The following is a 14,090-nucleotide window of genomic DNA, read 5'->3' as shown; positions in this document are numbered from 1 at the left end:
GCGGATGGGAGGGGGATGGCTCTTGATAGAGGAAATTGAAGGGGTGTTGATTGATCTTGATGGGACGATATGGAAGGGAAATGAACTCATTTCGCATGCAGATAAGGCGGTTGCCTACCTCCGTTCGCTTGGAAAACGAATCGTGTTCGTCAGCAACCGTGGCAATTGGTCGCGCCGCATGTGTCATGAACGGCTTGGACGGTTTGGAATTGCGGCGGGGGAGGAAGACATCATTTTATCCTCAACGGTAACAGCCCAATTTTTTCGGAAACATTATCCGCTATGCCAAGTTTGGACGTTAGGCGACGAAGGATTGCGTGAAGAGCTGCAGCATCACCAGGTGCCATTGGCACCGGCTCCCGAAGACGCGGATTTTCTCATCATCACGCTGCATGAAACGATGACGTACCGCGATTTGGATTTGGCATTTCGTGCGGTCCATCATGGGGCGCGAATCATTGCGACCAACATCGATAAAACATTTCCGAGTGAACATGGGAATGCCATTGATGTCGCCGGGATGGTAGGAGCGATTGAAGCGGCGGCGAGCCGAAAAGTGGAACTTGTGTTAGGGAAGCCTTCTTGTTTTATGGTCGAAGCGGCTTTGCGCCAGCTGAAGGTGCCCCCTAACCGCTGTCTCGTCATTGGTGACAGCGTGGAATCCGATATTCGCATGGGGAGAATGTACGGCATGAAAACCGCTCTTGTGCTGACAGGAAATACGAAGCGCAACGAATTGAAGGCATTGAGGGAAAAAGAACGGCCGGATTATGTGATGGATTCCATTTATGACATCGTGGGGCTTGGAAAGGAGATCGTGCAGTGAACCCAATAATAGAAGAGATCGTGCCATTGGTGAAGCAATGCGATTGTGGCCATCTTCATTATGACATTCCAATTGAACAGATGACGGTGGGATGCGACGCGTTTGAGCAGCTCGTTGCTTATTTGCGCCATAAGCGGTATGAGAAGGTGGCCGTGGTGGCCGATGAGCGGACGTTTGCGGCAGCAGGGGAGTCATTGTGTGATGAACTGGAAAACCAATCAATCCGCTATACAATATGCCTCGTGCAACCGGACGAAAATGGAGATGTCATCGCCGATGAGCGTTCGATTGTGCAAGTGCTGTTGGAAACGCCGAACGATGTTGATGTTTTCGTTGCCGTAGGGGCGGGGACGATTCACGACATTACTCGTTTTAGTAGCCATAAAATGAAGGTTCCATTCATTTCGGTTCCTACTGCTCCATCGGTGGACGGATTTACGTCAATGGGAGCTCCGCTCATCATTCGCGGGGTGAAACAAACGATCCAAGCGCAGGCGCCGATCGCCGTATTTGCCCATACGAATGTGTTGTCCCAAGCTCCAAAAGAGATGATCGCCGCCGGATTTGGCGATATGGTGGCGAAGTATACGTCATTGGTCGACTGGCAGTTTGCCCACTGGATGGCCGATGAGCCCTATTGTCCATTTGTTCACCAGCTTACCGAACAATCTCTCAAAGCATGTGTCGACCATATTGATGACATTGCCGATGGCGGTGAACAAGGGATTCGTGTATTAATGAATGCGTTGCTGCAGTCGGGCATTGCGATGTTGCTCATGGGGCAATCGTACTCGGCATCGGGAGCGGAACACCATCTGTCCCACTACTGGGAAATGGAATTTTTGCGTCGGAACAAACGGCAAGTGCTGCACGGGGCGAAGGTTGGCGTAGCGACTCCGATGATCATTGAACACTATCAACGCGTCTTTTTGCCGTTATGGAACAAACTAGAAGAACGGCCGAAATCAATAGACGAAACTGCAAGGAAACGACTCAAAGCCAATGCGGCTTCTATTCAGAAACTGCTTGAATCCTTGCCCTCTCCAGGGCGCGTTCGAACTATGTTAGAGAAAGTAGGAGGGGCCGCTCTCCCGGAACAACTCGGCATCGATCTTCCGTTGGTTGAACGGAGTCTGCGGGAGGCTCATCGATTGCGTCCGAACCGCTTTACGATTCTCTACTTTTTAAATGAATGGGTTTTAGGAACATGATAGGGGGAATCAAAGTGGAAAAAGCTACAATAAGGGCAAATGTCAAGGATCGGTTTTGGAAACGATATATCGATGTCGTCCGGAACGAAGTCGTTCCTTACCAGTGGGAAGCGCTTAATGACCGCATCCTAGGCGCTGAACCAAGCCATGCAATCGAAAATTTCCGCATCGCCGCTGGCGAATCAGATGGAGAATTTTATGGGATGGTCTTTCAAGACAGCGATGTAGCGAAATGGCTCGAAGCGGTGGCGTATTTACTCGAGGAAAAGCGCGACTCGGAATTGGAAGCACTCGCGGATGACGTGATTGAGCTGCTTGGCCGCGCTCAGCAGCCGGACGGCTATCTCAACACGTATTATACGGTCAAGGAGCCTGGAAAACGATGGACAAACTTACGGGACAATCATGAACTGTATTGCGCCGGCCATTTGATCGAAGCGGCAGTTGCTTATTTCCAGGCTACAGGCAAACGGCGCTTTTTAGACATTATGTGCAAATATGCCGACTATATCGGTACGGTATTCGGCCGCGGGGAAGGCCAAATTCCTGGATACGACGGACATCAGGAAATTGAGTTGGCGCTGTTGAAATTGTATGAGGCGACTGGAAACGAGAACTATTTAAAATTGAGCCAATATTTTATTGACCAGCGCGGGCAACAGCCGCACTATTTTGATCAGGAAAAAGAAGCAAGAGGGGAAACGGGGGCATTTTGGTATGACGGCGGGTATCGGTACCATCAGGCGCACATTCCGGTCAGGGAGCAGAAACAAGCTGTCGGGCATGCGGTGCGGGCGCTCTATATGTATACCGCCATGGCTGGGCTGGCGGCGAAAACGGGAGACGAGTCGTTGAAACAAGCATGCCAAACGTTGTGGGAAAACGTGACAAAACGTCAGATGTATATCACGGGCGGCGTCGGCTCGAGCGCTTTTGGCGAATCGTTTACGTTTGATTTTGATTTGCCGAATGATACGGTCTATGCCGAGACGTGCGCGGCAATTGCGTTAGTGTTTTGGGCCCGTCGCATGCTGGAACTGGAGATGGATGGGAAGTACGTGGATGTGATGGAACGGGCGCTATACAACGGAACGATCAGCGGCATGGACTTGGACGGCAAGAGATTCTTTTACGTCAACCCGCTCGAAGTGTGGCCGAAGGCGTGCGAACGCCATGACAAACGCCATGTGAAACCGGTGCGGCAAAAATGGTTCAGCTGCGCGTGCTGCCCGCCGAACTTGGCCCGTCTCATCGCCTCGATCGGCCATTACATTTATTCGCAAACATCAGATGCGTTGTTCGTCCACCTTTATGTCGGCAGCAACATTCAAACGGAAATAGGCGGTCGGTCAGTCGAGATCGTGCAGGAGACGAATTATCCTTGGGATGGAACGGTTCGATTGACGATTTCGCCGGAATCAGCCCAGGAATTTACACTTGGATTGCGCATTCCTGGATGGTGCCGGGGAGCGGAGGTAACGATCAATGGGGAAAACGTAGACATTGCGCCGCTGACCAAAAAAGGGTACGCTTATATCCGTCGAGTGTGGCGGCAAGGGGATGAAATGGTCCTTCACTTCTCGATGCCGGTCGAGCGGATTAAGGCGCATCCCCAAGTGCGTGCCAACGCTGGCAAGGTTGCGTTGCAGCGCGGGCCGATTGTGTATTGTTTGGAAGAAGTCGATAACGGACCGAATTTGGCAAATTTGTTCCTTCCGCGCGATGCCAAGCTTGAGGCGCACTTTGAGCCGGACTTACTGGAAGGGGTCGTGGTAATCACAGGCACCGCCGAGCGGGTCGATGAGTCGGCATGGAATGATGAGTTGTATCGGCCGATTGAACCCCGAACCTATCAAGTTCCGTTCCGAGCGATTCCTTATTACGCTTGGTGCAACCGTGGGGAAGGGGAGATGACGGTGTGGGTGAATGAGAAATAGACGTATCGATGTTGCTGGTCACCACATAGAATGCTGTGGAAATCAAGACGAATATGAAGTTGAATGAGCTGGTCGGATGGTTGATGAACCGTGCACGACCAGCTTTTTTGTTTTGACAATCTTTGTTTGTGTTCTATACAAATTATTTGGAAGCCACTATACTAGTAATTAAAGAGATTGGCTCTTCACCACAAAGTGTACTTGACAAAGAAAGACGATTATGATAAAGAAAATCAAAACAGCATTTTTCCTTTTTATACCACACATCTCTTTGAGCAACATTGCTATCATGTTTGTCTTTAAAAGTCAAGTACATCTTTTGGTGATGAACCAAGAGATTTGTCTTTCACATACTCTTTTTCCATTAGGAAGGGACATCGCCATGCTTAGCTACTTAAAAAAATGGAACACGTTGCGAAATCAGATATTGGTCGTATTCCTATTTGTCATGGTGATTGTGCTGTCTCTCGTCAGCATGATCACGCTCAAGCAAGTGTCCCTGTTGATTCGGAACAACGCTGAAAACCAAATCAAGCAGACAGCTATTGAAGCGAGCGGTCGGATTGATTCATTGTTTGAACAGTTGAATACAGCGACAAAGTTTGTGATGACCAATCAAGAAGTCCAGCGATTATTCGAACGAATCCATGCGGGAGAGAAAGTGACGTTTCCAGAATTGCAAAGGTTAAAAAGTGTGGTTAATAATATCCAAGCCAACTCTGAGGGCATTTACTCTGTCGAGCTCTATACAGAAGATTTAAAGCAAGTGTTTCCCCTAGACAGTTCTATGAAGATGTTTCAACGTCTCAACGTGAAATGGATTTATGAAGCGGATCGCGCGAAAGGCAGACTTGTATGGATCGGAGAAGATCCGCGAAACCCGCAATTTTATTTAGCGATACGGCGCATTACGTTGATGGAGCGTCATTTTGCCAACGGGGGATACTTGCTTGTGCGAATTTACAAGCCGTATTTCGCGATTACTGAGGTGAACACGGGGCAATACGTATTGGTTTCCGATCCGGAAGGAAAGGTTATTTTTTCAAATAATTCCAGCTTAACTGATGTATCTTCATTAAATCAACGGTCAGCAACGGTAATAAATCAAACCGAATACATGGTAACAAAGCAGTCTTCCAACAAAGGGTTCACCGTTTTCATATTAACGCCTGTCAGTGCCCTGACCAAGGGAGTGAACAGCATTCGGTTTGGGATCATTTTCGCTGGCATTATCGGGATGCTTGTTTACTTTTTATGTTCGCTGCTTCTCTCGACCATCATTACACGGCCGATTGTTCAATTAACGAAAACGATGCGGCTGGCGAATGAGCGGTTATTAACAGTTGATCCGAAGATGGTTACGGTCAATGAGATCAGGGAGCTGAATAGCACCTATAACCAATTGGTGAGAGAAACGAATCATTTGATCAAAATGGTGTATCAAAAAGAGATTGTTCGCAGCCAAAGTGAATTGAAAGCGCTTCAAGCGCAAATCAACCCTCATTTCTTGTACAACACGTTGGAGTCGCTGCGGTGGTCGTTAGAAGAAAAGGGAGAAGAAGAGTTGGCAGATGTCGTTGTGTCCATGTCAGAGCTGTTTCGCTACACCATCAGCCGAAATGTGAACGATGATTGGGTTACATTGAAAGAAGAATTTCGCCATATCGAAAATTATATGGACATTATCAAATTTCGGTTTGGCGATCGCATCAAGTGGCATTTGTCGCTGCCTGAGGAATGGGAAAATGTCAAAATCCCAAAACTGTTGATTCAACCGTTAGTCGAAAACGCGGTCGTGCATGGTTCGGAAAACCGGTCAGCCCCTTGTACCATTATCGTGGCTGTCAAGCCAGTTTCGGATCGTCATCTGGAGATCATGGTGGAAGATGATGGAGTTGGAATGGATGAAGAAAGGCTCGAGGCGGTGAAACAGGCTATGCATACAGGAGAAGCGAAAGGAAAAGGAATGGCATTGTATAATGTGAAAAAACGTCTCCAACTTTATTACAAGAAAGAAACGAGCGATGGCATAACGATTGACAGCCATAAAAACAAAGGCACAAAAGTCACGATTCGAATTCCCGTTAACGGAGGTGAAAAATGATGCATGAGAAGACCATTTTAGTTGTGGATGATGAGCCGAGGGCGAGGGAAGGGATGAAGCGGTTGTTGGAAAAATGGGCCTCCGGCAAACACCGAATCATAACGGCTGCCAACGGCCAAGAAGCGCTTGACATTTTGCGGCAAGAGCGGGTGCACGTGTTATTGACAGATATTCGGATGCCGGAAATTACCGGGCTTGATGTGTTAGAGGAAATGAGAGAAAAAGACGATTCTCCGGCAGTGATCCTCATTTCTGCTTACCCTGATTTCGATTATGCGCAAAAAGCCATCAGCCTTGGTGTATTAAACTATTTGTTGAAGCCGGTGAAAAAAAGCGAATTATTCGAAGCGGTAGAAAGAGCGATCCACGTTTCCGAGCAAAAGGAAAGGGAACGAGTGATGAAACAATTGATTGACGATAAACTCATCGATGCCCTTGACCGTCACCCCCAAACTCGTGAACCGATTCGCGAGGCCATCCAGTTTATTGATCGGCATCTAAAAGATGATATATCACTAAAAGAAGTGGCGGAGCACGTCCATTTGAATCCAAGCTATTTTAGCACGCTGTTTAAAGAACAAATGAAACTCACATTCAGCGAATATCTCACAAGAAGAAGAATGCAGCGAGCTAAAGAACTGTTGATGACGACTGATATGGCTGTATCAGAGATTGCGGAAGAGTGCGGTTACAAAACAGCGAAATATTTTATTCATTTGTTTAAGGAAATGGAGGGAAAGACTCCGAGCAGCTATCGAAAAAGTCAAAAAGAAAAGTAATCTAAAAATACTGGTACTTTTCCTAATGGTTGTTGCCTTTTTCCCCCTTCATGATGATGGTAGACTGTATTTGCAAGCAAAGAATAGAGAAGGGGGTAAAGTTTATGAAAAAGAAAGCGTTCACATGGTTGGTTTTGCTAATGTTGATGGCGGGGATTGTGCTGTCTGGTTGTTCTTCTTCGTCGAGCGATTCTGCGAGCGAGGGGAAATCCGGAGACGGGAAAATTCATTTGAAGTTTATGCACGACTGGCCAAAAGGCAGTTCAACCGCTTACTACAATCTTGTAGAGGAGATTATTAAAGACTATGAAGCGAAGCATCCGAATGTTCAGATTGATGTAGAGGTATTAAATCCGGATCAATATCGGGATAAATTAAAAGTGTTGGCCGCTTCGAATGAATTGCCTGACGTAGGGTTGACGTGGTCGAACGGTTTTGCCGAACCATACGCCACTGGAGGACAATTTGCGCCGCTAAATGATATTATCGAAAAAGAATTTAAAGACCAGTTTGTACCTGGAACGGTAGAAGCGTATACCTTTAACGGCAAATCGTATGCGCTTCCAATGGAGATGAACATCACGTATATTTTCTACAACAAAGAGATTTTCAAAAAATATGGTCTTCAGGAACCGAAAACCTTTGAAGATTTGAAAAACATTGGGAAAACGTTGATCAAGCATGGGGTGATTCCAGCCACAGTCGGTTCAAAAGACGGATGGCCGGCATCGATGTGGTTTATGTACCTCGCTGACCGGATTGGCGGCCCGACGATTTTGACCGATGTCATTCAAGGAAAAGTGAAAATGTCTGACCCAGCTATTGTCAAAGCGGCAAAAGAAGTTCAAAATCTTGTGGATATGGGGTTCTTTGTCAAAGGGAACACTGCCTTCTCGAATGATGATGCTAAAGGTTATTTCCTAAACGAAAAGGCAGCCATGTTCTTAACGGCCACATGGGAGTTGCCGAACTTTACAACCAGCCCGGATGTGCCGCAAGAGTTTAAAGAGAAGGTTGGTTACTTTAAATTCCCACTGTATGAAGGCGGCAAAGGAACGGACATCAACAGTTATGTTGGCGGTCCTGGGTTAGGCGCGTTTGTCGCGGAAAATTCAAAGCATAAAGAACAAGCGAAAGACTTCGCGGCGTACCTTGTCAAAGAATGGGGCAAACGGTCAGTGGAAGGTGCAGGCATTTTACCAGCTACAAAGGTGAATACAGAAGGGTTGAACGTACCGAAGATGTACCTGGATGTCTTGCATGACATCAATAACGCGACAAACATTACGACTTGGTTTGACACCCAAGCAAGCCCGAATGTTTCTGAGCTGCACCATGACTTAATGACGGCCCTGTTTGGGAAACAAATCACGCCAGAAGAATTTGCGAAACAACATGATGACGCGTTGGCGGAGGAAGCCAACAAATAAGAATTTTGGGGGCATCTGGAACAACACATGCCCCCTTATTTGTAAAGAAGGAGTTATCAGCGATGAAAAATGTTATGTCCAATAAAACAGCCATCATTCTTTATGTCCTGCCGTCGCTTCTCCTTGTCTTGTTTTTGATTTATATCCCGATTGCGCTGACGGGATATTATGGATTGATGGATTGGAGCGGGGTAGGCCAGATGAAGTTCATCGGCTTGGAAAATTATAAAAAGCTTATTCATGACAAGCTGTTTTGGGAGAGCACCTGGCACTCCGTCTTGTTGGCGTTGTTCTCCGTTCTCAGTTTGATCGGCTATTTAATCGTTTCTTTAATATTAGCGAGCAAAATTAAGGGAGGAAATTTGTTTAGAAAAATTTATATTATTCCCATGCTTATGTCGTCTGTCGCCATCGCTCAACTTTGGATTAAGATTTTTGATCCGATGAATGGGCTGATTAACAGTTTATTGTCTATGTTTGGGATAAAAGAGACTCCACTTTGGTTGGCGGATCCGGATATGGCGCTATATTCGGTTTTCATCCCGATCGTTTGGCAGTATGCGGGGTTTTACATCATTATTATGTATGCGGCTTTGATCAATGTACCCCAAGAATTGATTGAAGCTGCAAGAATCGATGGTGCCAATGCCTTTCAAATTGCCTACAAAATTAAGGTGCCCCTTATTTCTGGGGTGTTAAAAGTATTGGTGATTCTAGCCGTTGTCGGGTCTTTGAAATATTTTGATTTGATTTACGTCATGACCGGAGGCGGTCCGGGGCATGCCACGGAAGTGATTGCTTCTTATATGTATAAAGAAGCGTTTGGGAAATTCAACTTCGGGTATGGAAGTGCCATTGGTTTTGGGTTGCTCATCCTTAGCATGGGAGCGACCTGGATGATTCAAAAAATGTTGAGAGTCAATCAAGAATAAAAGGAGAATTGACCATGAAAGAAAAGAAAATCTTAGATTCCAAGCTTCGTTCTCCTTTACGACGAATCGCAATGGGAATTCTTTACTTTATCTTGGTTGTTGTAGCGCTTCTTCAATTGTATCCGTTAGTATGGTTATTCTTATTGTCGTTGAAGACGAATCAGGAAGTGTTTGGGATGTCTCCATTCGCTTTGCCGAAATCTCCGCGATGGGAAAATTATATAAATGCTTGGTTTGATGGAGGGATCAACCAATACTTTTTCAATAGTGTCTGGTATACGATCGTCGCTGTTGTATTGACTTTGATTTTAGCCAGTTTTGTCACGTTCGCCTTGACCAGAATGGAGTGGAAATTCAAAGGTGTTGTATTGGCCCTGTTTATGATCGCTTACATGATCCCGCTTCATTCGACGCTCATTCCGTTGTTTAATATTTATAATAAAATGAACTTGATTGATAACCCCGTTTCGATCATCCTTTCGTATACGACCTTTAACTTGCCGATTACGATTATGATTTTGCTAGGATTTTATCAGTCGTTGCCGCGCGAAATCGAAGAAGCGGCGGTAATGGACGGGTGCTCTGTTCATCGCATTTTTTTCCGCATCACATTGCCGATGACAGCGCCTGTTCTTGCGACTACAGCTATTATCAACATGATTTACAATTGGAATGAGTTTGTGTTTGTCAACACGTTCATTAGTTCGGAAAAATGGAAAACGATCACAGTCGGAGTCAATAATTTTGTCGGCCAATATCTCACCGACTGGGGGGCGATCGGCGCGACTTTGGTGATCAGCATTTTGCCGATTTTGATTGTGTACTTATTCTTGAGCGATCGAATTATTGAAGGATTGGTTGCCGGTTCGGTAAAAGGATGATGTCATATGTGATTGTGGTTAAGTTTGTTTGTGTTATATACAAACTAAATGAAATATAGTATGATGAAAATGATCAAATCGTTGCTTTTTCCATCGTTGGAGAGGGGGAGAGAGGTTGCGGATTAGGAAAGAAACATGGTCTTGTTTCAACGAAAAAGATGTTCTTTTATTTACGTTGACAAATGAACACGGCATGGAACTGTCCACGACAAACTACGGTTGCATCGTGACGGACCTCCGCGTTCCCGACCGGAACGGCAACATCGAAAACGTCGTGCTCGGGTTTGGACGATTTGAACCGTATGTTGAGAACGCCCCTTATTTCGGCGCCGTAATCGGCCGGGTGGCGGGGCGCATTCGAGGGGCGAGCTTCGAACTTGATGGAATCACATATCAACTGGCGAAAAACGAAAACAACAACCACTTGCACGGCGGTCCGAACGGATTCCACCGCGTGCTTTGGCAGGCCGAGCCCGTCCAGCGCGACGGTGCGGTGGGGGTCGTCTTTTCGTACACGAGCCCGGACGGGGAGGAAGGGTACCCGGGAACGGTTCATGTTCAAGTGGAATATTGGCTGAACAATGACAACGAATGGATCGTCACACACCGAGCTCGTTCGGACAAAACGACGCTCGTCAATTTGACGAACCATACGTATTTTAACCTAAGCGGCAACGGCAAGCGCGATATATTGGACCACACGTTGACAATCCAAAGCTCGCGTGTGCTCGAGTTGAATGAGGAGCTGATTCCGACGGGCCGCATCTTGGATGTCGCTGGCACGCCGTTTGACTTGCGGCAAGGAAAGGTGATCCGGGAGGCGGTCGAATCCGGGCATCCGCAAATTGAACTCGTCGGCGGGGGTTATGACCATCCGTTTTGGCTCGATCGGCATCATGACAAAGAGATTGTGCTTTCCGACCCGGAGAGCGGGCGGGTGCTGACGGTGGAGACGGATGAGGTCGGCGTGGTGGTGTATACATCGAACCAGCTGCCGGAAGGGTTGGATCTAGGCGGCGTGTCGTCGCGGAAATATTTAGGCATCTGCCTGGAAACGCAAGGGCTGCCGGATGCGATCCATCATCCGCAGTTTCCGTCGATCGTATTGCCGGCTGGCCAAGAGCGAGCATCAACGACGGTCTATCGATTTGGCATCATTTGAATCAATGGAGGAAAGATAGAGGAATGATTGAACATGTAGAGACGCCGCACAAATTGGTCGCCCTGACGTTTGATGATGGACCGAATCCGGTTTATACATTGAACGTATTGGAGATATTGGAGAAAGTATCTGGAAAAGCGACCTTTTTTATGATCGGAAGCCAGATGGAGAAGCATCCGGAAGTTGTAAAGGCGGTCAAGGCGCAAGGGCATGAAATTGGCAATCATACGTATTCTCACGCTAACCTCACTTCTCTAACGGAAGATGAGGCTTTGAGAGAAATGGAGTGGACGGATGCCATCATTACCGAGATGACTGGAGCGAAGCCCACGATTTTCCGTCCTCCTTATCTTGACTACAATGCAACTGTTGTTTCGATGTGCAACCATTTCGGCTACCAAATGATTGGTGCGCTCAATACGGATGCCCGAGACTGGGAACAACCAGGAGTTGATTATATTGTTCGGAAGAGTCGCCCCCATATAAAAAACGGGAGCATCTTGCTCTTTCATGACGGATTCGGAGATCGTTCACAAACGATCGAGGCTGTCAATATACTCGTATCCGAATTGTATTCGCAAGGTTACAAATTGGTCACGGTCAGCGAATTGTTGGAGCTGCAAGCTGGAAGCAGATGAAAAAGTAGCAGTTCTCTGATGCTCTGATGATTGATCGCATGCATAGTAAGAAAAGGGGAGAGTGAGCTATTCATGCCAACCAATGTATTTTTCAACGCCCATCACTCGCCGGTTGGGGCGTTTGCCAGCTTTACGCTAGGATTCCCAGGAAAAAGCGGAGGACTAGATTTGGAACTTGCCCGACCGCCACGGCAAAATGTCTTTATTGGCGTTGAGTCGCCGCATGAGCCGGGGCTGTATCATATCCTTCCATTCGCGGAAACAGCAGGCGAGGATGAAAGCAAACGATATGACATTGAAAATCCTGATCCGAATCCGCAAAAACCAAACATCCTGATTCCATTTGCGAAAGAGCGGATCGAACGCGAATTTCGCGTTGCCACGGATACATGGAAAGCCGGGGACTTGACGTTGACGATTTATTCACCGGTGAAGGCCGTACCAGACCCGGAAACGGCATCCGAGGAAGAGCTTAAGCTGGCGTTGGTCCCAGCTGTCATTGTCGAGATGACGATCGATAACACGAACGGAACAAGAACACGACGGGCGTTTTTCGGATTCGAAGGCACCGACCCGTATACTTCCATGCGGCGTATCGATGATACATGCCCGCAGCTGCGCGGGGTCGGTCAAGGGCGGATTTTGAGCATTGCATCCAAGGATGAGGGTGTTCGCTCAGCGCTGCATTTTAGCATGGAGGATATCTTAACGGCGACTCTCGAAGAAAACTGGACGTTTGGGCTCGGGAAAGTCGGTGCATTAATTGCGGATGTGCCGGCGGGAGAAAAGAAAACGTATCAATTTGCTGTTTGCTTCTATCGTGGGGGTTGTGTGACGGCGGGAATGGATGCCTCTTATTTTTACACCCGTTTCTTCCATAATATCGAAGAAGTCGGTCTTTATGCGTTAGAGCAGGCCGAGGTGTTAAAGCAGCAGGCGTTCCGTTCGAATGAACTCATTGAAAAAGAATGGCTCTCCGATGATCAAAAGTTTATGATGGCGCACGCGATCCGCAGCTACTATGGCAATACACAACTGCTTGAGCATGAAGGAAAGCCGATTTGGGTCGTCAATGAAGGCGAGTACCGGATGATGAATACGTTTGATCTCACCGTCGACCAGCTCTTTTTTGAATTGAAAATGAATCCGTGGACGGTGAAAAATGTGCTTGACTTCTATGTCGAGCGCTACAGCTATGAGGATCGTGTCCGTTTCCCAGGAGATGAGACGGAATATCCCGGCGGCATCAGCTTCACTCATGATATGGGAGTCGCTAACACGTTCTCGCGTCCGCATTACTCGTCATATGAGCTATACGGGATCAGCGGCTGCTTTTCGCATATGACGCACGAACAGCTCGTCAACTGGGTGCTTTGCGCGGCGGTATACATCGAACAAACGAAAGACTGGGCATGGCGCGACCGGCGGCTTACGATCTTGGAACAATGTCTCGAAAGCATGGTGCGCCGCGATCATCCGGATCCAGAAAAGCGGAACGGCGTGATGGGGCTTGACAGCACCCGCACGATGGGTGGAGCGGAAATCACAACGTATGATAGTTTGGATGTTTCCCTCGGCCAGGCGCGCAACAATTTATATTTGGCAGGAAAATGTTGGGCTGCCTATGTGGCGCTCGAAAAGTTGTTCCGCGATGTCGGCAAAGAAGAACTGGCTGCATTGGCAAGGGAGCAGGCGGAAAAATGCGCCGCGACGATTGTCAGTCACGTGACGGAGGACGGGTATATCCCAGCCGTGATGGGAGAAGGAAATGACTCGAAAATCATTCCGGCTATTGAGGGGCTTGTGTTTCCTTACTTTACGAACTGCCATGAGGCGTTAAGAGAAGACGGACGTTTTGGAGACTATATTCGTGCACTGCGACAACATTTGCAATATGTGTTGCGGGAAGGAATTTGCCTATTCCCGGACGGGGGATGGAAAATTTCCTCGACAAGCAACAACTCGTGGTTGAGCAAAATTTACTTATGCCAGTTTATTGCCCGCCGCATTTTAGGGTGGGAATGGGATGAACAAGGAAAACGAGCTGATGCGGCTCATGTTGCGTGGCTCACGCATCCGACGCTCTCCATTTGGAGTTGGAGCGACCAAATTATCGCTGGCGAAATCAGCGGCAGCAAATACTACCCGCGCGGCGTGACGAGCATTTTATGGTTGGAGGAGGGGGAATGA

11 protein-coding genes are annotated in these 14,090 nt (G+C 47.5%); all 11 read left to right on the top strand.

Annotation, left to right across the window (positions count from 1 at the left end; genetic code table 11):
- Positions 1-4: 4 nt before the first annotated feature.
- The 11 genes from JCR24_RS04235 to JCR24_RS04185 all read left to right on the top strand — a co-directional run bounded on the left by JCR24_RS04235 (position 5) and on the right by JCR24_RS04185 (position 14,090).
- Positions 5-826 (top strand): HAD-IIA family hydrolase, encoded by an 822-nt coding sequence (locus JCR24_RS04235; protein ID WP_238980140.1) that lies wholly within the window; start codon positions 5-7, stop codon positions 824-826.
- A complete protein-coding gene (locus JCR24_RS04230; RefSeq protein ID WP_238980139.1) occupies positions 823-2,037 on the top strand; it encodes a sn-glycerol-1-phosphate dehydrogenase in 1,215 nt (404 codons plus the stop codon). The genes JCR24_RS04235 and JCR24_RS04230 overlap by 4 nt, the downstream gene beginning before the upstream one ends.
- Positions 2,034-3,974 carry a glycoside hydrolase family 127 protein gene (locus JCR24_RS04225; RefSeq protein WP_238980138.1) on the top strand — a complete coding sequence of 647 codons (1,941 nt, stop codon included), beginning with the start codon at positions 2,034-2,036 and terminating at the stop codon, positions 3,972-3,974. The genes JCR24_RS04230 and JCR24_RS04225 overlap by 4 nt, the downstream gene beginning before the upstream one ends.
- Before the next feature lie 382 nt (positions 3,975-4,356).
- On the top strand, positions 4,357-6,078 hold the full coding sequence (locus JCR24_RS04220) for a sensor histidine kinase (RefSeq protein WP_238980156.1): 1,722 nt from the start codon (positions 4,357-4,359) through the stop codon (positions 6,076-6,078).
- Positions 6,078-6,857: a response regulator transcription factor gene (locus JCR24_RS04215; protein ID WP_238980155.1), complete on the top strand. Its 780-nt coding sequence runs from the start codon at positions 6,078-6,080 to the stop codon at positions 6,855-6,857. The genes JCR24_RS04220 and JCR24_RS04215 overlap by 1 nt, the downstream gene beginning before the upstream one ends.
- 104 nt (positions 6,858-6,961) lie before the next feature.
- Positions 6,962-8,287, top strand: coding sequence for an extracellular solute-binding protein (locus tag JCR24_RS04210; protein ID WP_013145179.1), 1,326 nt, complete (start codon positions 6,962-6,964; stop codon positions 8,285-8,287).
- Positions 8,288-8,349: 62 nt separating this feature from the next.
- Entirely contained in the window at positions 8,350-9,219 is an 870-nt protein-coding gene (locus JCR24_RS04205) for a carbohydrate ABC transporter permease (RefSeq protein WP_013145180.1), read from the top strand.
- 14 nt (positions 9,220-9,233) lie between these two features.
- Positions 9,234-10,100, top strand: a complete 867-nt coding sequence (locus JCR24_RS04200; protein WP_238980137.1) for a carbohydrate ABC transporter permease — start codon at positions 9,234-9,236, stop codon at positions 10,098-10,100.
- Between the two features lie 115 nt (positions 10,101-10,215).
- Positions 10,216-11,262, top strand: coding sequence for an aldose epimerase family protein (locus JCR24_RS04195; RefSeq protein ID WP_238980136.1), 1,047 nt, complete (start codon positions 10,216-10,218; stop codon positions 11,260-11,262).
- Between the two features lie 23 nt (positions 11,263-11,285).
- Positions 11,286-11,900: a polysaccharide deacetylase family protein gene (locus JCR24_RS04190; protein ID WP_020279013.1), complete on the top strand. Its 615-nt coding sequence runs from the start codon at positions 11,286-11,288 to the stop codon at positions 11,898-11,900.
- Between the two features lie 72 nt (positions 11,901-11,972).
- Positions 11,973-14,090 (top strand): glycoside hydrolase family 52 protein, encoded by a 2,118-nt coding sequence (locus JCR24_RS04185; RefSeq protein ID WP_238980135.1) that lies wholly within the window; start codon positions 11,973-11,975, stop codon positions 14,088-14,090.

This window comes from Geobacillus sp. YHL (genome assembly GCF_022341265.1).
Lineage (GTDB): Bacteria > Bacillota > Bacilli > Bacillales > Anoxybacillaceae > Geobacillus > Geobacillus thermoleovorans.
The sequence above is the reverse complement of the archived record's forward strand: the minus strand, read 5'-3'. Positions and strand labels throughout refer to the sequence as shown.

Excerpts from the sequence above, each read along its gene's own strand:
- JCR24_RS04235 (WP_238980140.1), top strand. The coding sequence starts at position 5 with ATGGGAGGGGGATGGCTCTTGATAGAGGAAATTGAAGGGGTGTTGATT.
- JCR24_RS04220 (WP_238980156.1), top strand. The coding sequence starts at position 4,357 with ATGCTTAGCTACTTAAAAAAATGGAACACGTTGCGAAATCAGATATTG.
- JCR24_RS04210 (WP_013145179.1), top strand. The coding sequence starts at position 6,962 with ATGAAAAAGAAAGCGTTCACATGGTTGGTTTTGCTAATGTTGATGGCG.
- JCR24_RS04225 (WP_238980138.1), top strand. The coding sequence starts at position 2,034 with ATGATAGGGGGAATCAAAGTGGAAAAAGCTACAATAAGGGCAAATGTC.
- JCR24_RS04205 (WP_013145180.1), top strand. The coding sequence starts at position 8,350 with ATGAAAAATGTTATGTCCAATAAAACAGCCATCATTCTTTATGTCCTG.
- JCR24_RS04200 (WP_238980137.1), top strand. The coding sequence starts at position 9,234 with ATGAAAGAAAAGAAAATCTTAGATTCCAAGCTTCGTTCTCCTTTACGA.
- JCR24_RS04215 (WP_238980155.1), top strand. The coding sequence starts at position 6,078 with ATGCATGAGAAGACCATTTTAGTTGTGGATGATGAGCCGAGGGCGAGG.
- JCR24_RS04185 (WP_238980135.1), top strand. The coding sequence starts at position 11,973 with ATGCCAACCAATGTATTTTTCAACGCCCATCACTCGCCGGTTGGGGCG.
- JCR24_RS04190 (WP_020279013.1), top strand. The coding sequence starts at position 11,286 with ATGATTGAACATGTAGAGACGCCGCACAAATTGGTCGCCCTGACGTTT.